Here is a 22,332-nt window from a genome sequence, read left to right as displayed (position 1 = left end):
GCCATGACATCCAACCAGCCGCCGGGCGATCCGTCGTCCAGCGCAGCATCACGCCTGCCGCCACTCGATGCTTCGCGCAAGGTACCGGCCGGCGAGGCGGCCCAGGCTGCCAAAGCTGAAGCACGCGAACGCCGCGATGCCGAGGTGCGCGGCGTATCGTCGATGCAGGAGATGCGCGAGGCAATCCGTGCTGCGGCCCGCGCCTTGCCGGCCATTGATGCGGTGCCGCGTGTTCGTCCGATGAGTGCGACCGCGTTCCGCGCGCGGGCGCGGGAAGGATTGCCGTTCCTGATTCCCGGCGCCGTGGCGCGCTGGCCAATCTGTGCGCTCGGCCCTGAAGTGCTGCGCGAGCGATTCGGCGATGTGCACGTGCGCGCGCGCGTTGGCGACTATATCGGCACCGCGTTCGCGTCTGACCGCGCGATGCTGGACACGACCATGCGCGAATACCTCGACCTCGCCGAGGCGACCGAAGGCCTGCCGCCATACCTCGGCAACCTCGAGCTGCGCGAGCTGAATAGCTTGTGCCACTGGCCAACGTATTTCGAGAAAATGGGGCCGCCGCGTTTCTGGATCGGTCCTGCCGGAACGGTCACGCCGCTGCACAGCGACTTCGACGACAACATCTTTGCGCAAGTGTGGGGCAGCAAGCGGATCTTCCTGTCACCGCCGCACCACGATGAATTCCTCTACACGCGCGAAGCGAACCCGGTGTTATTCGGCAGCCCGTTCGATCCCGAGTCGCCGGACTTCGAGCGCTACCCGTTGGCGCGCCAGGCCACGATGATCGAGGTGATCGTGCAGCCGGGCGACATGCTGTACGTTCCCGCCGGCTGGTACCACCAGGTGCGCGCGCTCACATTCTCACTTTCATCCAACCGCTGGGCACGCGGTTTGCCATATGCTTTGCACCGATAACTTTAAGCTCCCTTCGCAGTAGACACTGGTCCAATCCGAAGAGTCAGTGGCGTATTTCCAGAATGCGGCAGGCGATGTCCTGTCCATCAATTACTTTGGGATGGAGCCCGATATCGGAGCAGATGTCCATGATGCGGATGCGCTGCGGGCCTTCTATCGCGACGCTGCGGAGTCAGGCGGCCTCGCCATGGTCGAAGTGGATCCGGTTTCGATTGCGGGCCTTCCTGCAGTGCGAACGGTCCTGAAGGGCCGGATGGAACCCCATGGTTTGGTCTTCATTGCTTGCTTCACCTTGCCGTTTGCGAACTGCTCATATGTGTTCAAAATCCAGAGTTCCGAGGGCGGCATCACCGGCATGCGGGAGTCGATGATTTTCGCATCGCTCAATGTGCCAATCGAAGCGTGGCAGGAAGATCCCTACGATCCGCGCCATAAGGCCGACTTCATGCGCAATCGTGCAGACTCCCCGGAGTACGACGCCCAGTTCCCGGATCACCCGCTCAGCAAGGTTCGACTCTACCTTGATGAACTGGCTGAGCAAATTGAAGTTGCGCCTGCCGTCGCTGCAGCGAGACCGTTCAAGTTCAGAGAGCCACGCACACGCTTCTGGTCGCGCTTCTGGCGCAAATAATCGCTGCACCTGTCTTTTAGGCGGCGTTGAGGTGGATCGGGTAAGATCGCGGGATGACCAGGGATACTTTTGATTACCGCGACGTGGCGGTCGAGTCGGTGGAGGAATATGGCCGGGTGGTGCTGCGGCCGGTGAATGGGCAGGCGTTCAGCCCGGAAATGCGGGTGGAATGTTCGCGCCAATTACGCGACACGTCCATTCATCCGCTGGGTACTTGCTTCCTCGTGCTGGCTAAAATGACGGACCGACTGGGCGGCGAGCCTTACCTGTATGTCTACCATGGCGACCCGGTCCAGGTACTGGCGCCGGCGCAGTTGGAGACCTTCCTCAATGACCGCCGCCGCTTGCGGATCTAGGAGAACATCGATGAAGCCTGCACTCGCAGTATTGTTGGCGGTGCCCGCCCTGTCGTTCGCACAAGCGGCCGATCCCCAGCCTGATGAATTGCTGCAAATCGCGTTCCCCAAGTGGGCAGACGAGGAGGGCGGGCGAGTGCAGCCGATCGCGACCAGTTCCGTAACACGCGGCTGGAACACAAAGCAGGGCAAGAAGCGCAATGTCATTGTGGTCCCGCGCCAGGTGGTGCGCGTGGCGCCGGACCGCCTGGTGCTGCTGGCGACCATGATGCCGGCCGGGGACGGCGGCGATCCGCAAGTCGCGCATGGCACGCCAGCTGGCCTGGCGGCCTACATCTTCAAGCCCGGCAAGGATGGCTGGAAGGTTGCCAAGCGCCAGGAGCCGTTCGCCCTGCAGGGCTTCGAGGGGCGGGCGCAGATGGCGCCTGTCGCCTTGTCGGGTAGGTCCCAAGCGCTGCAAGTCACATGGGGAAGCTGCTGGCAGGGGCATTGTGTGGACGTGTTCGCGCTGTATGCGATCGGTGTCGATGGCGTGAAAGCACAGCCGCTGGTGCTGCAGAAGATCAAAGGCAATAACGTGTATTCGCGCCCTGATTGCGTGGAGCGCCTGGACGGTATCGTACAAGGCTTGCAGCCTGCCGATCCGGTCTACGCCGGCGATCAAGTACCGCCAGGCCAATGCTATGCCATTGAAGGCCGCTGGGACACTGCAGGTGCGGGCGCGCTGACGCTGCGCTTCACCGGTGCGATGAGCAAGGCGGGCAAGGAAGGCAATGCACCGGCGCAGCGCATCGACCAGGCGATGAAATTCGAATTCCGCGGCGGGCGTTACGTGCCCGTCTCCGGCAGCAACCCCATTCCCGACGCATAAACAACAGGAGACATCCGTTGATCAAGATTCGCGAGATAGACCACATCGTGCTGCGTGTCGTCGATGCCGACCGCATGATCCGTTTCTACACTGAGGTACTTGGCTGCACCATCGAGCGCCTCCAGGACGAGATCGGCCTGATTCAACTGCGCGCCGGCAGCTCGCTGGTGGACCTGGTGCCCGTCGATAAGAAACTGGGAATGATGGGCGGCGCCGCACCGGGCAAGGAAGGCCGCAATGTCGACCATTTCTGCTTCCGCGTCGAACCGTTCGACGAGGCGGCGATCCGGGCTCACCTGAGCGCGCATGATGTGGCAAACGGGCCATCCGAATTGCGTTATGGCGCGGAAGGCGAGGGGCCGTCGATTTACGTCAACGACCCCGAAGGCAACACCGTCGAATTGCGCGGCGCGCCTTACGCGAGCTGATCAGTCGTCGTCGTCCTCGTCGTCTTTCTTGAGCTTCGAGGACTTGCGCGCGTCGTCGGCTGCCGCTTTCAGTTTGGCTGCCTCGCCCATGAATTCATCCAGGTTGTGGTCCTGGCTGTGGCGTACCGCAGGGGGCAGGATCACGGACATGTACAGTTCATCGCGCAGGCGGCCGGCACCTTCGTAGTTTCGCATCAGGATCAGGCCCGAACCCAGAGCCAGGAACACCGCGCAGGAAGAAATGAAGGCGCGCGGCTTGAGCGGCTTGACGGTGCGCAGGTGGTTGTAGATCATCGCCACCAGGATCAGCATCACCACGTGGTTGCCGTAGCGCGTGAATACCTCCGCCGACCAGGCATAGGCCAGCACGCTGCTCAAAGCCTTCCACGCGCCGATCGCCACCAGGCCGCTGCCGAGGATGAACAGGTGGCGCCCCAGGCGCGCATGGCCGCCGAACAGGCGGTTGGCCAATGCCCAGACACCACTCCACACCATGCCGGCGCCAATGCCGGTGACAATCACCAGCAAGTAGCGGATGGCCTGGAAGGCGCCGGTATCGGACAGCGCTTCGGTCACGCCGACGAACAGTGCAATCAACGCCATGCCAGCCAGCGCCGGCACGCCGCCTTCCCATGCGTGCATGGTGGTGTCGGTGACTTCGGCTTCGACCGGGAATGCAGCATCGCGCACGCGCAGGCGGGTGTGGCCAAGGCGGACTACCGTGGTGCCATTGATCGGCACCGACGGCTGGCGCTTGCCGTGTGCCACGATGCCGTTCTGGCTGCCCATGTCGCGCATCACGAGCGCACCGTCTTCGGCCAGCTCCACTACCGCGTGGGTGGGCGCTGTGTGCGCATCGTCGAGGATGAAATCGTTGTTGTAGCCGCGGCCGATGGTAATCGGCAGCTTGTCGACGCGGTGGCGATGCAGCACATCGCCGTTGCGCGCCAGCGTCTCGATGAAGAATGGGCCGTTCATTTCTTGCCCTCGCGCGCCAGTGATTCGAGGAAGGCGCGCGAGGCACGCAGGCCGTTTTCATACGACACGCCGCGTGCATCGAGGCGGCTTTGCAGGTTCATCTTGCCTTCGTCCGTGCTGGACGTCAGCAGGGCGAAGTCATACAGGCCGTCGAATTTGCGGTAGGCGCGCACGCACATCACGGCGCGCATCGGCAGGGTGCTGTTCTTGACGAATTGTTCGGTGCACATCGGGCCGGTCAGGCGCTTGTCCTTGTGACTGCCGAAGTTCTCGTTCTTGAACGAGTTGCTGGACAAGACGGCAAAGCGCACTTCATCCAGGCCGGTACTCTTCATGTACTGATGCTGGATCTGCACCTGGCCGGTCTGCAGCGAGCCGGAAACGAACAGCGACGATTCCATCTGGCAGTTGGTGACTTCCACCGAGAACGAGTCGCGGTCGTTGGAGCGCCCCCAGCAGCGCATCTGCTCCGACTCGCGCACCGGCACCGAGTACGGCCCCATGGCCTTGGCGGTCAGGGGCTTGGCCAGCAGCTGGTCGATCATGGCCTTCTGGTGCACCAGCAATTGCTGGGCGACGATGGCGGTGAAGTCTTTCGGCGGCTTGGCTTCCGGATCGACTTTTTTCAGCAGTTCTTGCGCGTAGCGGGCCGGCACCAGGAAGGACACCAGCTCGCCATCCAGCCGCTTGGAGACGTTGATGCCTGCCACTGCGCCATCGACAGTCACGCTGGGGCCGCCGCTCATGCCGGCGTTGATCGGGCCGGTGAACATCAGTTGTTCGTAGAAGCTGCGCGCGATCACGCCGTTGAACGCGCCTTCCGAGATGGCAAAGCCCAGGTCGAGCGGATTGCCCAGCGAGTAAAGGTATTGGCCTTGCGTCAGCGTGACCGGCTTGTCGCCCAGCTTGAAGTAGCCGGTGCCGTAGCGGTTCACGCGCACCACGGCCAGGTCGTGCAGCACGTCCACCGCCAGCAGTTCGATATTGCCGCGCTGGCCGGCAGTATCGACCCACTCGCCGGTGTAGGTATCCGGATCGAGCGCGAATTGCGAGACGACGTGGTAGTTGGTCAGGACCAGGTTGGAGGTGCCGACCAGGAAGCCGGAACCAACCGAAGACTGGGTGCGGCCGGTTTTCAACAGCGAGCGAACTTGCAGCAGGTCTGCCTTGGCGGCGGAGTAAAGTTTTTGCGCCGTGCTCGATGGCGTCGGCAGGGCGACTGCATCGGGGGCGGGGGCTGGCGCCTGTTGCGCGTTGACTGTCGCGCAGCCCCAAGTCAAAGTCAGTAGTAAAGCCAGTTTAGTGAATTTCATCTAATCTTTCGACTCGGGGGAGCGGGGCGGGATTACAGTTCGCCGTCTTCAGCGGCCGGCGGTGTGACTGGGGTCATCATGTGCCCCAGCTTGAGCGCCTTGGTATTCAGGTAGTGCTGGTTGAAGGCGTTGCGGTTGACCAGCAGCGGCACCCGTTCGGCCACTTCGACGCCGAGGGCGCCCATGGCCGCGATCTTGCGCGGATTGTTGGTCATCAGCTTCAGGCTCTTCACGCCGAACTGCTTGAGCATTGGCTCCACCAGGGCGTAGTTGCGCTGGTCGGGTTTGAAGCCCAGTTGTTCGTTGGCCTGCACGGTATCGGCGCCTTGCTCCTGCAGGCGGTAGGCGCGCATCTTGTTGATCAGGCCAATGCCGCGGCCTTCCTGGCGCAGGTAAAGCAGCACGCCGCGGCCTTCTTCGGCGATGCGTTTCAGCGCGCCTTCAAGCTGGGCGCCGCAGTCGCAGCGCTGCGAGAACAGCACGTCGCCGGTCAGGCATTCGGAGTGCACGCGCGCCAGCACTGGCTCGCCATTGCCGATATCGCCCAGCACCATGGCCAGGTGCTCCTTGCCGGTGGCGTGTTCGACGAAGGCATGCAGCGTGAACTGGGCCCACGGCGTCGGCAGGGCGCACGAGGTGACGTAGTCCAGGTCTTCTTTTACCGGTTGTTCTGCTACGGGCTGCATGATGCTCTTTCAATCTTTGTATTGTGGAACCCTGCAATCATAACAAAAACCCGGTAAATCGGGGTCTGACCCACAGGGTCGGCCCCCCCAACGGTCTCAAAACCAGCGGTTCCAGGTTCGAAGCCCTTGATCTTTTGAATAAGTCAAAAGCTTGGAACCAGAACTGTTGGCCGCTGAGCAGACGGGGTCTGACCCTGCGGGTCAGACCCCGGTTTACCGGTTTAAGGCAGGTCAAACAGCAAAACTTCAACATTATCGGCCCCAGACAGCGTAACCGACTCCTCGCCAGTGATCTTGACCGCATCACCACCTTTCAACTCGCAGCCGTTGACGGTGATCGTGCCGCGGATCACATGGACATAAGCCTGCCGCCCAGTGCCCAGCGCATGCACCGCGCCTTCGCCGCCATTCAGGATGGAAGCGTAGATATAGGCATCCTGGTGCACCAGCACCGACCCGTCACGCCCATCCGGCGAAGCAATCAGGCGCAGGCCGCCGGTTTTGCTCTCAGGCGTGAAGTGCTTTTCCTCGTACCCCGGCTCGATGCCGCCTTGCGAAGGCTGGATCCAGATCTGCAGGAAATGCACGCCTTCCTTGTTCGAGTGGTTGTACTCGGAGTGCCGCACGCCGGTACCTGCCGTCATGCGCTGCACGTCGCCGTATTGCAGGACCGAGCCATTGCCCATGCTGTCCTTGTGTTCCAGCGCGCCGCTCAGCACATAGGAGATGATCTCCATGTCGCGGTGGCCGTGGGTGCCGAAACCCTGGCCAGGAGACACCTTGTCTTCGTTAATCACCAGCAGCGGACCGAAACCCACGTGTTTCGGGTCGTAATAGTGGCCGAAGGAAAAGCTGTGGCGGGAATCCAGCCAGCCAAAATTGGCAACACCGCGGTCTTCAGATTTACGTACTTGCAACATAATTAGCTCCTTGTGCGATAATTTCGATCAGATGTTTCACAGTATAGGCGCGGTTTATCGTGTTAAAAAGCGAATAATTTGCCTCTCTATGATCGAAAAAATCGAATGCTCAGATTAAGCCTTGAAGCCCTGCAAATCGTGGACGCCATCGACCGTGGCGGTTCCTTTGCTGCTGCCGCGCGCGAGCTGTACCGCGTGCCCTCGACCATTTCCTACACCGTGGGCAAGCTGGAAGAGGAGCTCGGGGTGCAGGTGTTCGAGCGCTTCGGCCCGCGCGTCGAACTGACCCCGGCCGGGCATGAACTGCTGAAGGAAGGGCGCTACCTGCTGAAAGCGGCGGGCGACCTGGAGCAGCGCGTGCGGCGCGTCGCGTCGGGATGGGAGACCGAACTGGCGATCGGCCTCGACTCCATGTTCGGCGCTGCCGTGCTGGTGCCGGACTTCCGCGCCTTTTACGAAGTAGCTCAGCAAACCCGGCTGCGCCTGGTGCAGGAAGCGCTGGGCGGCAGTTGGGAAGCCTTGCTGGACCGGCGCGTGGATATCGTGGTCGGTGCGCCTGGCGACGGCCCAGCCGGTGGCGGCTATGTGTCGCAGCCGATCGGACAATTGAAATGGGTGTTCGCAGTCGCGCCGCAGCATCCACTGGCCCATGCGCAGGGCCGCCTGGGCCGCAACGACCTGCAGCACCACCGCGCGATCGCCACGGCCGATTCGGCGCGCCTGCTGGCGCCACGCACCGTCGGCCTGGTGCTGGGCCAGGACACGCTGACCGTGCCGACCATGCAAGCCAAGTTCGATTACCAGTTGGCGGGACTGGGCTTCGGCTTCCTGCCGGAGCGCTGCGCGCGCGAGGCGATTGCCGCCGGCCTGCTGGTGGAAAAGGAAGTGGAAGAGCCGAAACCGGACGAAACTTTTTACCTGGCCTGGCGCAGCGGCGAATCGGGCGCCGCCTTGCGCTGGTGGCAGCAACGCATGGCGGAACCTGGCTTGTTCGATCGTCTATGTTTCCACCTGCCTAGAGTTGCGTTGGCTCAATAAGCGTGTTGATTGCAGGGTTTTGATGTTGACGCCAGCCAACTAATTCAGGGACCATTGGATTTGGTCCCCTTCGACTTGGCGCACATGTCCAACCTTGCAACTCCGCTGTTCCTGAAGCTTCTGGCGGACCGCCAGGGCAAGCCGGGCGGCCTGCTGTTCTGCGGCAGCGGCGGGCTTGCACTGCCCGTGGAGTTGCGCGAACTGGCCGGCAGGGTGCCCAGTTTTTACGGGCAGTCGCTTCCCGCGCAGGTCGCGGCCGCGCTAAGCGAACTTGGATTGCATGCCATGCCCGCCGCCGTGCTGCAGCGCAACGATCGCCCGTTCGAGCCGCTGCGGCAGGCAAAGGCCGGCTGGATAGAAGGCGATTGGCCGCTGCAGGCGCCACCCAGCCCGAACGGCGCGCAAGCAGCGTCGCGCGCCACCGCGCTGCTGCTGGTGCAGTTGGCCGCCAACGATGCCGACACCCATGAAATCGAAGAAGTGCTGCGGCGCGACCCGACCCTGTCCTACCACTTGCTCAAGCTGGTGAATTCGCTCGCCGTGGGGGTGGGCCGCAAGATAACAAGTTTCAGCCAGGCGATCCTGATCCTGGGGCGCCAGCAATTGCGGCGCTGGCTGAACCTGGTGCTGTTCGCCGCCAGCAGTGAGGACGTGCGTTCGCCAATGCTGCTGGCACGTGTCGCCGTGCGTGCACGCGCCATGGAATTGCTGGCGCACGAAACGGGGCAGGGCAAGCAGGTGCAGGAACAAGCGTTCATGGCGGGCATGTTCTCGCTGTTGGGCGTGTTGTTCGGCATGCCGCTGGACGAGCTGCTGGCGCCCTTGAAACTGGGCGACGCGACAGTGCAAGCCTTGCTGTCCAAATCGGGCGAGCTGGGCGAACTGCTGGCAATGGTGGAAGCGGCGGAGCATGGCGACATGCTTGCCGTGGCCAGGCAACTGGAGGCGTTGCAATTGCCCGCGCTCGATTTCAACCGGCTGGTGGTGGAGGCCAACCTGTGGATGTTGAACGTTACCAGCGAAGCAGGCCAGCATGGATAAGGACAGGATCGTGCGTTGCCTGGCACTGAGCCAGTTGGCCCGCGGCCAGCAGGGCGAAGCGCAGGTTGCCACGCTGGCGGAACTGGAGGCTGCGCTGCGGGGCATGCAGCCGGCTGCCACGCCGGCGCCGCCTGGCGCGGAACTGATGCTCGACTACGCAGGCTACCTGACTGGCTGGAACGAAGGCGCGGAGCAGTTATTCGGCTATCGCGCCAGCGAGGCGCTGGGCCAGCATGTGCTGCTCCTGTATGCGGACAATGATGAAGACGCCGACGTCGATGAGATAGTGGTGGATGCCGACCATGCGGTGGTCGATGTGCGGCGCCGCAAAAAGTCCGGCGAGGTAATCCGGGTACGGTTGAATATTACGCTGCTGCGCGACCTGGTCGGCCATCCCACCGGCATGCGCGTGCTGGTCACGCCGGTGCAGGAGGGTTTGACGCAGCAGGAGAGAACCTGGCTGCACGCACGCATTATCGAAGAGGGCGACCAGGGCGTGCTGATCACCGATGCACAGCAGCGCATCGTGTCGGTCAACGGCGCCTTCACCCGCATCACCGGCTACACCGCGCTGGAAGCCTTGGGCAAGACACCGGATTTGTTGCGCTCCGGCGAGCCTGGGGCCGACTTTCCGACGCGCGTCAAGGCGGCCATGCATGGCTCGGCTCCGTGGCGCGGCGAGATCCTGGGCCGGCGCAAGAACGGTGAACTGTTCCCGCAAGCCGTTACCGTCAGTGCCGTGCGCGGCGAAGATGGCGCGGTCACCCACACCTTTTCGCTGTTCTCGGACATTAGCGTGCATAAGGATGCCGAAGAGCGCATGCAGCGCCTGGCCAATTACGACACCCTGACCGGCTTGCCAAACCTTGGCCTGCTGCTGCAGTTGCTCGGCCAGGCCATGATGGAAGCGCGCCGCAAGCAGGAGCATGGTGCGCTGCTGGTGGTCGAAGTGAATCGCCTGGGCGCGATCAGCGACACGCTGGGGCATGAGGTAAGCAATTCCGTGCTGGTCGAAGTGGGCCGCATCTTCCGCATGGCGCTGCGCGATGAGGATATCCTGGCGCGCCTGGATGGCGCCAAGTTTGCTGCAGCGCTGCCGCAAATCGAGAAGCGCGAGCATGCCGCGATCGTGGCGCAAAAGCTGATTGCTGCACTCGATGCGCCGCTGAACGTTGGCAGCCACAGCTTGCAGCTTGGCGCACACATCGGGGTCGCCGTCTATCCGGAAGATGCGCCGGATGCATCGGAACTGGTACGCGGTGCCGAGGCGGCGATGTCGCGCGTGATGCCCGGCCAGGCGCCTGCCATGCTGTTCTACAGCGAAGAAATGAACCAGCGCGCCAAGGAGCATTTGCGCATCGAGAATGAATTGCGGCAGGCGCTGGCCAACGATGAACTGCTGCTGTACTACCAGCCCAAGGTCAGCCTGCGCAGCGGGCGCATCGTCGGCGCGGAGGCGCTGCTGCGCTGGCGCCATCCGGTGCGCGGACTGGTGGCGCCGGGCGTGTTCATCCCGGTCGCGGAGGAGACGGGCCTGATCCTTGAGTTGGGCAATTGGGTGCTGGATGAGGCTTGCCGCCAGATTGCGGCCTGGCGCGACGCCAACCTGATGATGCCGCCAATTGCCGTCAACCTGTCCGCGCGCCAGTTCGACGAAAAGCTGCCGCAACATGTGGCTGGCGTACTGGCGCGGCACCAGGTCCATCCCGAGCAACTGATGCTGGAGATCACGGAGAGCCTGCTGGTGCGCGGAACGGACAATGTGATCGCCATCATGAACGGGCTGGTGGCGTTGGGCCTGTCGCTGGCGCTGGACGATTTCGGCACCGGCTATTCCAGCCTGGCCTACCTGAAAAAATTCCCGATCAGCACGCTGAAAATCGACCGCGCCTTCGTGGTCGGCCTGCCGTTCGAGGAAAACGACTGCGCCATAGCGCGCGCCATTGTCACCATGGCCAAGCAGTTGCGGCAGGAAATCGTGGCCGAGGGCGTGGAAACCATCGAACAGATGAGCTTCCTGCGCGACCTGGGCTGCGACCAGCTCCAGGGCTACCTGTTCAGCCAGCCGGTCGGCGCGGCCGACTTCGAACGCATGCTGCGCGAGGGCAAGCGCCTGGCGGTGACTGGGCGGCAAGCGACGCTGGCTCTATAAAATCCATCATTCCTGGATCTTTGTTGGAGCCAGGTTGCGGCGCACACTATCCCTGACAACATCGAAAGGGATGGCCATGCTGGACTTCTACTACGTCGCAACACCCCAAGGGCAGCAATTGCTGATGTTCCTGGAAGAGACCGGATTGCCGTACCGGCGCATTCCCCATGCCAAATCGCTGGCGATGGTGGACCATTGGCCGACGGATGCCGGCGAACCGCTGCCGCTGCAGGAGTCCGGCGCCATGCTGCTCTACCTGGCCGAAAAGGCGGGCTTCGGCCTGCCGGCCGGCATGCGCGCACGGACCGGGGCGCGGCAGTGGCTGTTCTGGCAGAAGGCGTTCGAGTGCCGCGGCAATGAAACTGCCGAGCTCTACGATGTGCTCGACAAGCAGCTTGCCGAACAAGCCTACCTGTGCGGCGAGCAATACTCGGTAGCCGATATCGCCTGCTTCCCCTGGGTGAGCGCGCGTGGCGCGGCGCTGGCCGCCTATCCCAACCTGGCGCGCTGGTTCCATGCCATCAGCCAGAAGGCGGCCACGCAGCGGACTTATGGCGCCCTCGATCGCGCAGCGGCACCAGCCGAGAACGAAGCGCTGGCCGAGGTGTTGCCATGAGGCGGGCCGATGCAGGGAGCATGCTGTCGGTGGCAGCGATCTGGGGCGCGTCTTACCTGTTCATCCGGGTCGGCGCGCCGGAGTTTGGCGCGGCGGCGATGGGCGGCGTGCGGGCAGTCGCTGCGGCGCTGCTGCTGTTGCCGCTGCTGTTGTGGCGCGGCCAGCTGGGATCGCTGCGCCAGCATTGGCGCGGCATCGGCTTTGTCGGGGTAACGAATGCGGCGCTGCCTTTCCTGCTGTTTAATTTCGCGGCGCTGACCATTCCGGCCGGCCTGTCGTCCATCCTGAGCGCGACCACTCCCCTGTTTGCGGCCCTGATCGGCGCCATCTGGCTCGGCGAGCGCCTGACGCTCACACGCATGGCCGGACTGTCGCTGGGGTTTGGCGGCGTAGTGCTGCTGGTAGCGGGCAAGCTGCATTTCCTGCCCCAGCAAGACATGCTGCGCACGGTGCTGGCTTCGCTGGCTTGCCTGGCGGCGACCCTGCTGTATGGAATTTCGGGCAACTTCAGCAAGCGCTTCCTTGCCGAAGCGCCGCCCCTGGCCGTGGCGACCGGTAGCCAGATGGTGGCAGCCGTGCTGCTGATTGGCCCTGCAATGGCGTGGTGGCCGCAGCAGCCGCCGTCGGCCAAGGCATGGGGCGCGGTGCTGGCGCTGGCTGCGCTGTGCACGACCTTTGCGTATGTGCTGTTCTTCGGTCTGATTGCGCGGCTGGGTGCGAGCAAGGCGATGAGTGCGCTGTTCCTGATCCCGGCCTTCGGCGTACTGTGGGGCTGCCTGTTCCTGGGGGAGACCTTCTCGCTGCAGATGGGATTGAGCTGCCTGGTGATCCTCGCGGGTTGCGCGCTGACCACCGGGCTTGTTGAACCGTCGCGCTGGACGGTTCCGTTCGTGACTAGGCGCGCTTAGCGCTTGTCATCGTTTTTGTGGCTTTGGCGGCCGGCTTCGGCGTGCTGTTCGGGCGTGCCGCCGCGGGTGCCGCCACCGCTACCGCCGCTGCCGCTTTGGCGGCTGCCGCCACCGGAGTCGGAACCGGACTGGCGGTTGCCGTCATTCTTGTGGCTCATGCTGCCGGCCTTGCGTGCTTCTTCCGAGGTGAACTCGTGTGCATTGCCGGATGCGTGGGCTGCCTTGCCGCCTTCGCTGGCGATCTCGCGCTGTTTTTCCGGGTCCATCGATGCGAAGCCACGGTTGCTGGTGTCGCCCGACTGTTTATTACCGCCGCGATTGTCTTGATTACTCGATGCCATGATCATCTCCCATTTCGGTTCAAGGAGTCGTCATGGTAGGCGTGGCTGGGGCAGCAATTAATCAGAACACGCTACCAGACTTTGTAGGACAATGGCTCATTGAAAAGTAACACTTTGAGGCAGGCCATGTACCAGCTGGATCGCTTTGTCGCTGCACAGGAAAGTGTCTACCAACAGGTGGTTAAGGAACTGTCGGCTGGACGCAAGGGTAGCCATTGGATGTGGTTCATCTTCCCGCAATTGGCTGGCCTTGGTTCCAGCGCGATGGCGCAGCACTATGCGATCAGCGGGCTGGACGAAGCGCGCGCCTACCTGGCGCATCCCGTGCTTGGCGCCAGGCTGCGCGCATGCTGCGCGCTGGTGCTGGCTGTCCAGGGAGCCACAGTCCATGGTATCTTCGGGTCGCCGGACAATATGAAATTCCATTCGTCGATGACGCTGTTCGCGCAAGTTGCGCCGGATGAAGCGCTGTTCCGCGCTTGCCTCGACAAATATTTTGGCGGCGTGCCCGACCAGGCCACGTTGGACTTACTGCACAAGGAAAAACAATGACCCGTACCATCCTCGACGACGCCCACCTGCACCCGGCCATCCGCGAACGCGTGGCGAAAAACCATGCCGACATCGTGGCGGAAGTGCAGGCGGCCGTTGCGGCCAACCGCGTAGTCGTCGTCGGCATGCGCCAGAACCCGTTCCCGAAAAAATCCTGCCGCCTGCTGGACGCACAGGGCACCAAGTACGCCTACCTCGAATACGGCAGCTACTTCAGCCAATGGCGCCGCCGCACCGCGCTGAAGATGTGGACCGGCTGGCCAACCTTCCCGATGATTTTCATCGACGGCGTCCTGATCGGCGGTTATAACGACCTGGAACGCCTGATCGAAAAAGGCGAATTCACATCGCTGGTGGCGCCGCGCCTGCAGGGATGATCGACGCACTGCCTTTGCGCCTGAATCCAGGCGATGACTTGCGCGGCGCCGTGGAACAGGCGCTGCGCGATGCCGGGGCGGCAGCGGGCTACCTGGTGCAAGGCATCGGCAGCCTGTCGGTGGCGCAGATCCGCTATGCCGGCTTGGCGCAGCCCACCGAGTTGCTGGGCGACCTGGAGATCCTGACGGTGGCCGGTTCCGTGGCGCCGGACGGCGCCCACCTGCACATGATGCTGTCCGATGCGCGCGGCCGGGTCTTCGGCGGCCATGCGGGCCGCGGCTGCATTGTGCGCACCACGGCCGAATTGCTGCTGGTGCTGCTGCCAGCGCACCGGTTCTCGCGCGAGCACGATCCGCTTACGGGCTTTGCGGAGTTGGCGATTCGACCCGCGCCAGGCTAGGCTTGCGCTCCTTCTGCAAACGGGCCGCGACCTGTTCGGCGCCGGCAAAGGCGCGCACCAGGTTGCCGCCGGCCAGCTTGGCCAGGTCCTTGTCGTTCCAGCCGCGGCGGATCAATTCCGCGAACAGGGCAGGGTAGGTCGATACGTCCTCCAGGCCGTCCGGATTGACGGAGCCGTAATAGTCGCCGGCGATGCCGACGTGGTCCTTTCCCGCTATGCGCGCCACGTGTTCGATGTGGTCGGCCACCATGGATAAGGTGGCTTTCGGCAGCGGGCCGGCTTTGGCGGCATAGGCGTCCTTGACTGCGGTGAACTCCGGCGTGCCCGGCTTGACGCCGGACGCCGTTACGGCCTCGTTCATCCCTTTATGCCAGGCGGCGACCTGGGGCGAGATAAAGGCGGGCACAAAAGTCACCATCACCACGCCGCCGTTGGCGGGCAGGCGTTTCAGCACTTCGTCGGGCACGTTGCGCGGATGGTCGTCCAGGGCACGGGCGCTGGAGTGCGAGAAGATCACCGGCGCTTCGCTGGTGTCGAGCGCCTGCTGCATCACTTCCGTGCTGACGTGGCTCAGGTCCACCAGCATGCCAAGGCGGTTCATTTCGCGCACCACTTCCTTGCCGAACGGCGTCAGGCCGCCGTGTTTGCGCTCGCCCATGGCGGCGTCGGCCCAGTCCAGCGTGGTGTTGTGGGTCAGGGTCATGTAGCGGGCGCCAAGCTCGTAGTAGGCGCGCAGTGCGCCCAGGCTGTTCTCGATCACGTGGCCGCCTTCCATGCCGATGAAGCTGGCGATCTTGCCTTCGCGCCTGGCCTTGGCGACGTCGCTGCTGCGGGTGGCCAGCACCAGGCTTTCCGGATACCTCGCGATCAAGCGGCGTGCCAGGTCGATCTGCTCAAGCTGGGTGACGGCCCAGCCGCTTTTCAATTCGCCAGGCACATAGACGCTCCAGAACTGGGCCGACAGCTTGCCTTGCTTCAGGCGCGCCAGGTCGGTTTCGTGCGGGGTGCGCTGGCGCAGGTCGTAGTGTTCCACGTCCATCGGATGGGCTGCGTCTTCGCGGATGGTCCAGGGCAGGTCGTTGTGACCGTCGATCAGCGGGACTTTGTCGAGCAAGGCGCGGGCGTGCTGCAAGGCGGCGTCTTGCGCAAAGGCCGGGGCGCTGAGCAGCAGGCCACTGATGATTGCTATGGAAATGCGTTTCAATTTGTCTCCGTGCGGATTGAATGTGTTGATAAAAAGGCATTGATTCATGCATTAACGCAAAAACGACTGTATACTCCAGAGACCAAATTCAGGATGAATCTCCATGCTCCGCCAGTCCCAAGCGCGCAAAGCCCCGGCCAAGGGTTTTACGCTCATCGAACTCATTGTCGTCTTGGTCATACTCGGGATTCTAGCTGCGCTTGCGCTTCCGCGTTTCCTCAACTTCGGGCAGTCGGCCCGTGCCGCGTCGATCCAGGCACTGGCCGGCACCGTCAAGACTTCCATCGGCCTGGTGCGTTCGCTGACAGCGCTGCGCGGCGAGGGCACTGCCAGCAGTATCGCCAACATTACTTTCGTCGATATTGATAACGGCACCTCCATGCGCGTCTGGAGCGGCTACCCGGACCGCTGGTGCGATGGCATCGGGGTCGCCCTGCAGGGCTCCAAAGTCCCAAGCGGCGGCTGCTATCTTTCCCCAAGCGCCGTCCCTGCCGGCGACTACACGTTCTATGGCTACGGCAACAGCCAGATCCCGGGCGGCGACGCAGGCTGGCGGATCGAAAGCGCGCCGACGCCGATGCAGTGCTCCGTCCAATACACCTATAACGGTGGCGCAGCGCCGGTCATCAGGGCCAATACCAGCGGCTGCTGAAGCCAGTTCATCTCCTGCCTGCGCGCAGCGGGTCGAGCAGGGCGCGCAGGTTGTTGTGGTCGATCTCGTACATCAATGCCAGCAGCGCGCCCAGTTCCCCTTTCGGGAAACCTTCGCGCGCCATCCAGCCCAGGTAATGGCCCGGCAAGTCGGCCAGCTTGCGGCCCTTGTACTTCCCATAGGGCATATCGCGCGCCACCAGCATTGCCAGGTATTCCGGGTTCATTGTCTTACAGTGCTTTCACAGGGATGCAGATTTCGCAGGTAAAGCTGCCGTCGGTTTGCGTCGCCAGGTTTTCATAACGCTCGAAGCATGGGCGTTCGTCGCACTGCAAACCGCTGGACGGCAGCCATTCCTTCATCAGGCGGTTCCACACCGGACCGATATCGCGCGGCGAACCGGTGTAGCGGGTGACAGCGTAGCGCCCGCCGGGCAGGTTGGCAACGCTGAATTGTCCGCCGGGCTCGAAGCCGGCCGGGATTTCGACGCAGGCATCGTAGCGGCATTTGTCGGCCGGGGTGACGCTTGGGTCGTCGTGGCCGATGCCATAGCAGGTGGCACCGGCCAGGCCGTGGCCCAGCATCCAGGGCATGACGGCCTGCGCCCAGAATTGGCCGACAGCCGGGCCGTATGGGCCGATGTGGCGGCGGTAGGCGACGCGGGCAGCTTGCATGTCGACGATGTTGACTTCCATGATCGTTTCTCCGAATGGGTTGTGGGAGACGTCATGTTCGCCGCTCGCACCGTTGCCGGCCTGACCGTACTTGCTGTTCGCCTGACTCAAATTGCTTTTTTGCGCTGCCAGGAATGCGGCCGTGCGCTCGGGCGTGCTGTTGCGCCACTCGGTCGGCGTGCTGCCGAAGCGGATCTTGAAGGCGCGCGCAAAGGCTTCGCCCGAGCCGAAGCCGGTAGACAGCGCGACCTCGAGCACGCTGCCGCCGGCTGCCAGCTTGTGCGCTGCGACTTCCAGCCGTCGCCGGCGCACATAGTCGCCGATGGTCTCGCCCATCCAGCCGGCGAAAATGCGGTGGAAATGGTAGCGCGAGAAATTGGCGATGTCGGCCAGCGCAGGCAGGTCGAGCTGCGCGTCCAGGTTGCGGTCGATGTGGTCGAGCACACGGTTCATGCGGCGCTCGTATTCGCTGCGCGGATCGTTCATGCCAGTGGATAGATCCGATCGAGGCTGCCGGGGCCGAAGTACTTTTCGTATTCCTTGGCGGCGTAGGAATCCATCATGCCGGAGATGTAATCCACCACCAGCCGCTCGCGCGAATCGTTCAGGCTGCGGATGGCCGGCGGCAGCAGGATGCCGCCCTTGTTGTAGTTCTTGTCGGTCAGGACTTCGAACAGGCCGCGAATGATCTTCTCGCCGCGCTTTTCATAGAGCTGCACGTCCTTCTTGCGCAGGATGGCGCGCCACAGCAGGCTTTTCAGGCCGCGCGCCAGCAGGCCCTTGGTGCGGTAGCCCAGCTCCGGACCGTGCCTGCCTTCCACCACGGCGATGTCGCGGCACAGTTCATGCACGATCTGCGAGGTCAGCTCCTTGCGCAGCACGATGGAATATTCCTCCGAGCTTTCCTGCATATCGCATTTCAGCGCCTCTTCGTGGGCGTGGTTGGCGATGCTGGCGAACTGCTCGTAGGCGCCGGAAAAGTCCTTGCTGATCTTGAATTCGTGGACGATTTCGCCCCAGGTGATGATGCCGAAGCTCAGCGCATCTTCCACGTCGTGCGCGGCGTAGGCGATTTCGTCGGCCAGGTCCATGATCTGGGCGTCGATGCTCTTGCTCAGGGATACGCCGCGCGCATTCAACTGCGCAATGAGGAATTCGTAGTCCTCGTCGTACAGGAATTTCTTCGGATTGTCGGCGCGGCGCTGGAAGTACTTGGTGATGCCGAGCAGGGAGCGCACGGTCAGGTTCAGGCCGGCGTAGGCGTGGTGCTTCTTCTCCAGCGTGCGCAGGGTGCGGAATGCCTGCGCATTGCCCTCAAAGCCGCCGCAACCGGCCGCCAGTTCGTCCAGGATCTTCTCGCCGTAATGGCCGAAGGGCGGGTTGCCGATGTCGTGCGCCAGCGAGCAGGTTTCGGACACCACGCTGCGTTCCAGCCCCAGGTCGGCCGCGATGGAGCGGGCGATCTGCGCCACTTCCAGGCTGTGCGTCAGGCGGTTGCGGTTGAAGCGGTTGGCGTCCACGCCAAGCAGTTGCATCTTGCCCTGCAGCCGGCGGAAAGAGGAGGAATACAGCACGCGCGCATAATCGCGCATGCATTCCTCGCGGCCCTCGCCGCGGCCGTCGGCCTGGGCATGGACCCGGTATTCGAGCGGCAGTACCAGCGCCTCCTGGGCGCGGGCGAAATCGATAGTCGGTTGGTCGTACATTGTTTTCCTCAGTTTTGCAGGCGATTCTAAGGCGCTTCGGCATTCCAGTGTATATTGCAGCCCAAATTGTTTCATCGCTGGATAACAAAATGTCACCTGTTTCACTGTTCCTCGTGGTGCTGGCTTATTTCGGCCTGCTGCTCGGCGTGGCCTGGGCCACTTCGCGCAACGCCAACAACGACAGCTTCTTCATCGGGAACAAGAGTTCGAACTGGATGCTGGTGGCCTTCGGCATGGTGGGCACCACGCTGAGCGGCGTGACTTTCATCAGCGTGCCGGGTGCGGTGGGGCGCGACGGCTTTGGCTATATGCAGATCATGATCGGCTATGTGCTGGGCTACCTCGCCGTGGCCTATGTGCTGCTGCCGCTGTACTACCGCCTGAGGCTGACCTCTATTTACCATTACCTCGATGTGCGGCTGGGCCGCCGCGCCTACCAGAGCGGGGCGGCGTTCTTTATTTTGTCGCGCACACTGGGCGCCACGGCGCGCCTGTATCTGGTGGTGAACATCCTGCAGGCGGTGATCCTGGACAGCCTTGGCGTGCCGTTCTGGCTCACCAACCTGGTCATCCTGGCGATGATCTTGCTGTATACCTATGAGGGCGGGGTCAAGACCATCGTCTGGACCGACACCCTGCAAACGACCGGCATGCTGCTGGGCCTGGTGGCCTGTACGGTGTTCCTGCTGAACGAGATGAACCTGGGGGTGCTGGAAAGCCTGGAGCGCATGCGTTCGGCCGGCCTGGCGCGGGTATTCACCATGGACATCAATAGCCCGGGCCATTTCTGGAAGCAGATCGTGGCCGGCGTTTTCATCGTCGTCACGATGACCGGCATGGACCAGGAAATGATGCAGAAGAATATCTCGGTCAAGACCTTGGGCGACTCGCAGAAAAACATGCTGGCGCTGAACGCCATCCTGGCCGGCGTGCTGGCGCTGTTCCTGTTCCTCGGCGGCCTGCTGTACCTGTATGCGCCGCAGGTGGGCGTGACGGCGGCCGGCGACAGGATTTTCCCGGCGGTGGTGATGGGGCATATGCCGGCGCTGCTGCAACTGGTGTTCATCATTGGCCTGATCAGCGCCTTGTTCCCGAGCGCGGATGGCGCGATCACCGCGCTGACCTCGTCCTTCTGCATCGACATGCTGGGCCTGAAACGGCGCAGCGACCTGGGCGAGGGCGCCCAACTGCGCATCCGGCACCGGGTGCATCTGGCGTTCTGCGCGCTGTTCCTGCTGATGGTGATGGTGTTCAAATGGATCGACAGCGCCAGCATGATCGGCATGATCCTGAAGCTGGCCGGCTATACCTATGGCCCGCTGCTTGGCCTGTTCGCCTTCGGCCTGCTCAGCAAGCGGGCGGTGAACGACAAGCTGGTGCCGTGGGTGGCGCTGGCTGGGCCGCTGCTGTGCGCCCTGGTCGACTTCAACCAGCAAAGCCTGTTCGGCAGTTACCGCATTGGACTGGAACTGCTGGTGATTAACGGCCTGCTGGTTATGGCTGGGCTCTACCTCATTTCTTCACCCGATCAAGCGAATGTCGCTTATAGTGTGAAGTAGTTACATTTTTTGCACTAGGAGTAAAGATGTCCCGCTCTGTTTTCTCGTATGTCCGCGGTGGATTTGCCTGGTTCTGGGACGCCGTGGATAAAAGCCGCCGCGCCACCATGAACTTCCTGTTCCTGCTGCTGGTGGTGCTGCTGATTGCCGCCATGTTCGGCGGCGGCGTCAAGCCTTTGGGCGACAAGACCATGCTGGTGTTGAACCTGGAAGGCGCTTTGGTGGAGCAATCGTCCGGCAGCAGCCGCGACGCCCTGATGGCCGGCCTGGCCGGCGGCGAAGTGCACAAGTCGGTGCAGCTGCGCGATGTGTTGAACGTGCTCGATGCGGCCGCCAAGGACCCGCAAATCGGCGGCGCCGTGCTGGTGCTGGACGAAATGCAGGGCGGCGGCCAGGCCATGCTGCGCGAGATCGGCGCTGCCGTGGACCGCTTCAAGGCCAGCGGCAAGAAGGTTGTCGCCTGGGGTTCCAGCTATAACCAGCGCCAGTACCAGATCGCCATCCATGCCGACGAAGTCTACCTGCACCCGATGGGCGCCGTATTCCTCGATGGCTTCGGCAAGTACCGCAATTACTACCGCGATGCGCTGGACAAGGTCGGCGTGACCGTCAACCTGATGAAGGTCGGCACTTACAAGAGCTTTGCCGAGCCGTTCATCGCCAACGGTCCTTCGCCGGCGGCGGCGGAAGCGGATGCCTTCCTGTACAACGACCTGTGGGCGCGCTACACCGCCCAGGTTGAGCAGTCGCGCAAGATGCCGGAAGGCGCCCTGATGAAGGCGATCGACAAGCTGCCGGCCCTGGTGGCCGAAGCCAAGGGCAACCTGGCGCAGGTGGCGCTGAATGCCAAGCTGGTTGACGGCCTGAAGACCAAGGATGAACTGCGCGTGATGATGACCAAGCGCGGCGTGGACGATCCGTCCGCCAAATCGTTCCGCCAGGTCAGCTATCACGACTACCTGGCACGCGTGTTCCCGAAACTGACCGGCGATGCGATCGGCGTGGTGATGGCAGTGGGCGAAATCAGCGACGGCGATGCGCCGGCCGGCCAGATTGGCGGCGCTTCCACCGCGCGCCTGGTGCGCATGGCGCGCGAAGACAGCTCGATCAAGGCGGTGGTGCTGCGCGTTGACTCGCCTGGTGGCAGCGCCTTCGGCTCGGAACTGATCCGCCGTGAGCTGGAGCTGACCCGCGCTGCGGGCAAGCCGGTGGTCGTTTCGATGGGCAATGTGGCCGCCTCCGGCGGCTACTGGATTTCGATGTCGTCGGATGAGGTGATTGCCGATCCGGCCACCATCACCGGTTCGATCGGTGTGTTCGCGCTGTTCCCGACCGTGGACAAGGTGATCGACAAGCTGGGCATCCACACTGCTGGCCAGACTACCACCTGGCTGGGCGATGCGGGCAATCCGCTGCGCCCGATGGATCCGCGCTTCGGCCAGTTGATCCAGAGCGCGATCGGCCACACCTACCAGGAATTCACCGCCAAGGCAGCCAAGGCGCGCAATACCACGGCCGACAAGATCGATGCCGTAGGCCAGGGCCGGGTCTGGACCGGCGCACAGGCGCAGGAACGCGGCCTGGTGGACACGCTGGGCGGCTACCAGGATGCGTTGAAGGCAGCCGCGCGGCGCGCCAAGCTGAGCGGCGAGCCGCGTGTGGTGTACATCGAGCGTGAAGTGTCGCGCTTCGACAAAGTGCTGGAATTCTTCGGCGCATCGAGCGCCAAGGCTGCCGCCGCCAAGGCCTTCGGCGACCAGGCGCGCGCCTCGCTGCTGCCGGCCGGCGTGCCGGCTGGCGTGGCCACCGAAGTGGTGCAGGACCTGGGCTGGCTGAATGAGATGACCGCCCAGCGCAAGCCGTTCATGGCGCTGACCCATTGCCTCTGCAGTTCGCCGGACTAGTTTGTAGCAGCTTTGTAAGCAGTTATTACAGGAACCAAGCCGCCAGCCAGTCTGGCGGCTTTTCTTTTGGGGCGCCGCGGCGCTCGAATTGTTTCTGATGTTTCTT

The 22,332-nt window shown here is 63.2% G+C and carries 25 protein-coding genes; 16 read left to right on the top strand and 9 right to left on the bottom strand.

Annotated elements, in window-relative coordinates; translation table 11 throughout:
- Positions 1-3: 3 nt before the first annotated feature.
- The 5 genes from ASD58_RS01680 to ASD58_RS01660 are packed head-to-tail and all read left to right on the top strand — an operon-like array spanning position 4 to position 3,204.
- Entirely contained in the window at positions 4-918 is a 915-nt protein-coding gene (locus tag ASD58_RS01680; protein ID WP_057259360.1) for a cupin-like domain-containing protein, read from the top strand.
- A gap of 46 nt (positions 919-964) precedes the next feature.
- Positions 965-1,549 carry a hypothetical protein gene (locus tag ASD58_RS01675; protein ID WP_057259359.1) on the top strand — a complete coding sequence of 195 codons (585 nt, stop codon included), beginning with the start codon at positions 965-967 and terminating at the stop codon, positions 1,547-1,549.
- A gap of 53 nt (positions 1,550-1,602) precedes the next feature.
- Positions 1,603-1,905 carry a hypothetical protein gene (locus ASD58_RS01670; protein WP_057259358.1) on the top strand — a complete coding sequence of 101 codons (303 nt, stop codon included), beginning with the start codon at positions 1,603-1,605 and terminating at the stop codon, positions 1,903-1,905.
- Between the two features lie 10 nt (positions 1,906-1,915).
- Positions 1,916-2,776 (top strand): hypothetical protein, encoded by an 861-nt coding sequence (locus tag ASD58_RS01665; RefSeq protein ID WP_057259357.1) that lies wholly within the window; start codon positions 1,916-1,918, stop codon positions 2,774-2,776.
- A 17-nt stretch (positions 2,777-2,793) separates the two neighbouring features.
- On the top strand, positions 2,794-3,204 hold the full coding sequence (locus ASD58_RS01660; protein ID WP_057259356.1) for a VOC family protein: 411 nt from the start codon (positions 2,794-2,796) through the stop codon (positions 3,202-3,204).
- Here the strand turns inward: ASD58_RS01660 and ASD58_RS01655 are convergent, their stop codons facing one another.
- The 4 genes from ASD58_RS01655 to ASD58_RS01640 all read right to left on the bottom strand — a co-directional run bounded on the left by ASD58_RS01655 (position 3,205) and on the right by ASD58_RS01640 (position 7,101).
- A complete protein-coding gene (locus ASD58_RS01655; RefSeq protein ID WP_057259355.1) occupies positions 3,205-4,182 on the bottom strand; it encodes an FHA domain-containing protein in 978 nt (325 codons plus the stop codon). It lies immediately after the preceding gene.
- Complete coding sequence (locus tag ASD58_RS01650; RefSeq protein ID WP_082565160.1) at positions 4,179-5,495, bottom strand: serine protease; 1,317 nt, start codon at positions 5,493-5,495, stop codon at positions 4,179-4,181. The genes ASD58_RS01655 and ASD58_RS01650 overlap by 4 nt, the downstream gene beginning before the upstream one ends.
- A 32-nt stretch (positions 5,496-5,527) precedes the next feature.
- Positions 5,528-6,181: a GTP cyclohydrolase II gene (gene ribA / locus ASD58_RS01645; protein WP_057259353.1), complete on the bottom strand. Its 654-nt coding sequence runs from the start codon at positions 6,179-6,181 to the stop codon at positions 5,528-5,530.
- 221 nt (positions 6,182-6,402) lie between these two features.
- On the bottom strand, positions 6,403-7,101 hold the full coding sequence (locus ASD58_RS01640; RefSeq protein ID WP_057259352.1) for a pirin family protein: 699 nt from the start codon (positions 7,099-7,101) through the stop codon (positions 6,403-6,405).
- 105 nt (positions 7,102-7,206) lie between these two features.
- Here ASD58_RS01640 and ASD58_RS01635 point away from each other — a divergent pair, with 105 nt between their 5' ends.
- The 5 genes from ASD58_RS01635 to ASD58_RS01615 all read left to right on the top strand — a co-directional run bounded on the left by ASD58_RS01635 (position 7,207) and on the right by ASD58_RS01615 (position 12,856).
- Entirely contained in the window at positions 7,207-8,139 is a 933-nt protein-coding gene (locus ASD58_RS01635; RefSeq protein ID WP_057259351.1) for a LysR substrate-binding domain-containing protein, read from the top strand.
- Positions 8,140-8,223: 84 nt separating this feature from the next.
- Complete coding sequence (locus ASD58_RS01630) at positions 8,224-9,180, top strand: EAL and HDOD domain-containing protein (protein WP_156401102.1); 957 nt, start codon at positions 8,224-8,226, stop codon at positions 9,178-9,180.
- Entirely contained in the window at positions 9,173-11,332 is a 2,160-nt protein-coding gene (locus tag ASD58_RS01625) for a bifunctional diguanylate cyclase/phosphodiesterase (RefSeq protein ID WP_057259349.1), read from the top strand. The genes ASD58_RS01630 and ASD58_RS01625 overlap by 8 nt, the downstream gene beginning before the upstream one ends.
- Positions 11,333-11,408: 76 nt before the next feature.
- A complete protein-coding gene (locus tag ASD58_RS01620; RefSeq protein ID WP_082565193.1) occupies positions 11,409-11,948 on the top strand; it encodes a glutathione binding-like protein in 540 nt (179 codons plus the stop codon).
- A complete protein-coding gene (locus ASD58_RS01615) occupies positions 11,945-12,856 on the top strand; it encodes a DMT family transporter (protein ID WP_057259347.1) in 912 nt (303 codons plus the stop codon). Before ASD58_RS01620 ends, ASD58_RS01615 begins: the two co-directional genes overlap by 4 nt.
- Here the strand turns inward: ASD58_RS01615 and ASD58_RS01610 are convergent.
- On the bottom strand, positions 12,853-13,197 hold the full coding sequence (locus ASD58_RS01610; RefSeq protein WP_057259694.1) for a KGG domain-containing protein: 345 nt from the start codon (positions 13,195-13,197) through the stop codon (positions 12,853-12,855). The two genes, ASD58_RS01615 and ASD58_RS01610, sit on opposite strands and share 4 nt — an antisense overlap.
- Positions 13,198-13,323: 126 nt before the next feature.
- Here ASD58_RS01610 and ASD58_RS01605 point away from each other — a divergent pair, with 126 nt between their 5' ends.
- From ASD58_RS01605 to ASD58_RS01595, 3 genes are read left to right on the top strand one after another with little or no spacing between them, the layout of a single operon-like run.
- Positions 13,324-13,749: a DUF1810 domain-containing protein gene (locus tag ASD58_RS01605; protein WP_057259346.1), complete on the top strand. Its 426-nt coding sequence runs from the start codon at positions 13,324-13,326 to the stop codon at positions 13,747-13,749.
- Positions 13,746-14,126, top strand: coding sequence for a glutaredoxin (locus ASD58_RS01600; protein ID WP_057259345.1), 381 nt, complete (start codon positions 13,746-13,748; stop codon positions 14,124-14,126). Before ASD58_RS01605 ends, ASD58_RS01600 begins: the two co-directional genes overlap by 4 nt.
- Entirely contained in the window at positions 14,126-14,527 is a 402-nt protein-coding gene (locus ASD58_RS01595; protein ID WP_057259693.1) for a PPC domain-containing DNA-binding protein, read from the top strand. The genes ASD58_RS01600 and ASD58_RS01595 overlap by 1 nt, the downstream gene beginning before the upstream one ends.
- Here ASD58_RS01595 and ASD58_RS01590 read toward each other — a convergent pair.
- Positions 14,484-15,731, bottom strand: coding sequence for a dipeptidase (locus tag ASD58_RS01590; RefSeq protein WP_200951554.1), 1,248 nt, complete (start codon positions 15,729-15,731; stop codon positions 14,484-14,486). The genes ASD58_RS01595 and ASD58_RS01590 overlap by 44 nt on opposite strands.
- Before the next feature lie 103 nt (positions 15,732-15,834).
- Between ASD58_RS01590 and ASD58_RS01585 the strand changes: the two genes are divergently transcribed.
- Positions 15,835-16,383 (top strand): type II secretion system protein, encoded by a 549-nt coding sequence (locus ASD58_RS01585; RefSeq protein ID WP_057259344.1) that lies wholly within the window; start codon positions 15,835-15,837, stop codon positions 16,381-16,383.
- Positions 16,384-16,390: 7 nt separating this feature from the next.
- On the opposite strand, the gene ASD58_RS01580 is transcribed toward ASD58_RS01585, so the two are convergent.
- Genes ASD58_RS01580 through dgt form a run of 3 tightly spaced genes read right to left on the bottom strand, consistent with a single transcriptional unit; the run spans position 16,391 to position 18,763 of the window.
- The gene (locus ASD58_RS01580) at positions 16,391-16,609 is read right to left on the bottom strand and encodes a DUF3820 family protein (protein WP_057259343.1); all 219 of its coding nucleotides are present in this window, start codon (positions 16,607-16,609) and stop codon (positions 16,391-16,393) included.
- Positions 16,610-16,613: 4 nt separating this feature from the next.
- Positions 16,614-17,543: a GyrI-like domain-containing protein gene (locus tag ASD58_RS01575; RefSeq protein WP_057259342.1), complete on the bottom strand. Its 930-nt coding sequence runs from the start codon at positions 17,541-17,543 to the stop codon at positions 16,614-16,616.
- Complete coding sequence (dgt, locus tag ASD58_RS01570; RefSeq protein WP_057259341.1) at positions 17,540-18,763, bottom strand: dGTP triphosphohydrolase; 1,224 nt, start codon at positions 18,761-18,763, stop codon at positions 17,540-17,542. Before dgt ends, ASD58_RS01575 begins: the two co-directional genes overlap by 4 nt.
- 89 nt (positions 18,764-18,852) lie before the next feature.
- On the opposite strand from dgt, the gene ASD58_RS01565 reads away from it, so the two are divergent.
- Both ASD58_RS01565 and sppA read left to right on the top strand, forming a co-directional pair.
- Entirely contained in the window at positions 18,853-20,322 is a 1,470-nt protein-coding gene (locus tag ASD58_RS01565) for a sodium:solute symporter (RefSeq protein WP_057259340.1), read from the top strand.
- Positions 20,323-20,348: 26 nt separating this feature from the next.
- Positions 20,349-22,226, top strand: coding sequence for a signal peptide peptidase SppA (sppA, locus tag ASD58_RS01560; protein ID WP_057259339.1), 1,878 nt, complete (start codon positions 20,349-20,351; stop codon positions 22,224-22,226).
- Positions 22,227-22,332: the final 106 nt, after the last annotated feature.

Source organism: Duganella sp. Root1480D1, from assembly GCF_001427305.1.
Classification (GTDB): Bacteria; Pseudomonadota; Gammaproteobacteria; order Burkholderiales; family Burkholderiaceae_D; genus Rugamonas.
The sequence above is the reverse complement of the archived record's forward strand: the minus strand, read 5'-3'. Positions and strand labels throughout refer to the sequence as shown.

Excerpts from the sequence above, each read along its gene's own strand:
- ASD58_RS01630 (WP_156401102.1), top strand. The coding sequence starts at position 8,224 with ATGTCCAACCTTGCAACTCCGCTGTTCCTGAAGCTTCTGGCGGACCGC.
- dgt (WP_057259341.1), bottom strand. The coding sequence starts at position 18,763 with ATGTACGACCAACCGACTATCGATTTCGCCCGCGCCCAGGAGGCGCTG.
- ASD58_RS01640 (WP_057259352.1), bottom strand. The coding sequence starts at position 7,101 with ATGTTGCAAGTACGTAAATCTGAAGACCGCGGTGTTGCCAATTTTGGC.
- ASD58_RS01575 (WP_057259342.1), bottom strand. The coding sequence starts at position 17,543 with ATGAACGATCCGCGCAGCGAATACGAGCGCCGCATGAACCGTGTGCTC.
- ASD58_RS01665 (WP_057259357.1), top strand. The coding sequence starts at position 1,916 with ATGAAGCCTGCACTCGCAGTATTGTTGGCGGTGCCCGCCCTGTCGTTC.
- ASD58_RS01565 (WP_057259340.1), top strand. The coding sequence starts at position 18,853 with ATGTCACCTGTTTCACTGTTCCTCGTGGTGCTGGCTTATTTCGGCCTG.
- ASD58_RS01680 (WP_057259360.1), top strand. The coding sequence starts at position 4 with ATGACATCCAACCAGCCGCCGGGCGATCCGTCGTCCAGCGCAGCATCA.
- ASD58_RS01585 (WP_057259344.1), top strand. The coding sequence starts at position 15,835 with ATGCTCCGCCAGTCCCAAGCGCGCAAAGCCCCGGCCAAGGGTTTTACG.
- ASD58_RS01670 (WP_057259358.1), top strand. The coding sequence starts at position 1,603 with ATGACCAGGGATACTTTTGATTACCGCGACGTGGCGGTCGAGTCGGTG.
- ASD58_RS01625 (WP_057259349.1), top strand. The coding sequence starts at position 9,173 with ATGGATAAGGACAGGATCGTGCGTTGCCTGGCACTGAGCCAGTTGGCC.
- sppA (WP_057259339.1), top strand. The coding sequence starts at position 20,349 with ATGTCCCGCTCTGTTTTCTCGTATGTCCGCGGTGGATTTGCCTGGTTC.
- ASD58_RS01650 (WP_082565160.1), bottom strand. The coding sequence starts at position 5,495 with ATGAAATTCACTAAACTGGCTTTACTACTGACTTTGACTTGGGGCTGC.
- ASD58_RS01605 (WP_057259346.1), top strand. The coding sequence starts at position 13,324 with ATGTACCAGCTGGATCGCTTTGTCGCTGCACAGGAAAGTGTCTACCAA.
- ASD58_RS01615 (WP_057259347.1), top strand. The coding sequence starts at position 11,945 with ATGAGGCGGGCCGATGCAGGGAGCATGCTGTCGGTGGCAGCGATCTGG.
- ribA (WP_057259353.1), bottom strand. The coding sequence starts at position 6,181 with ATGCAGCCCGTAGCAGAACAACCGGTAAAAGAAGACCTGGACTACGTC.
- ASD58_RS01620 (WP_082565193.1), top strand. The coding sequence starts at position 11,409 with ATGCTGGACTTCTACTACGTCGCAACACCCCAAGGGCAGCAATTGCTG.
- ASD58_RS01655 (WP_057259355.1), bottom strand. The coding sequence starts at position 4,182 with ATGAACGGCCCATTCTTCATCGAGACGCTGGCGCGCAACGGCGATGTG.
- ASD58_RS01600 (WP_057259345.1), top strand. The coding sequence starts at position 13,746 with ATGACCCGTACCATCCTCGACGACGCCCACCTGCACCCGGCCATCCGC.
- ASD58_RS01580 (WP_057259343.1), bottom strand. The coding sequence starts at position 16,609 with ATGAACCCGGAATACCTGGCAATGCTGGTGGCGCGCGATATGCCCTAT.
- ASD58_RS01610 (WP_057259694.1), bottom strand. The coding sequence starts at position 13,197 with ATGGCATCGAGTAATCAAGACAATCGCGGCGGTAATAAACAGTCGGGC.
- ASD58_RS01635 (WP_057259351.1), top strand. The coding sequence starts at position 7,207 with ATGCTCAGATTAAGCCTTGAAGCCCTGCAAATCGTGGACGCCATCGAC.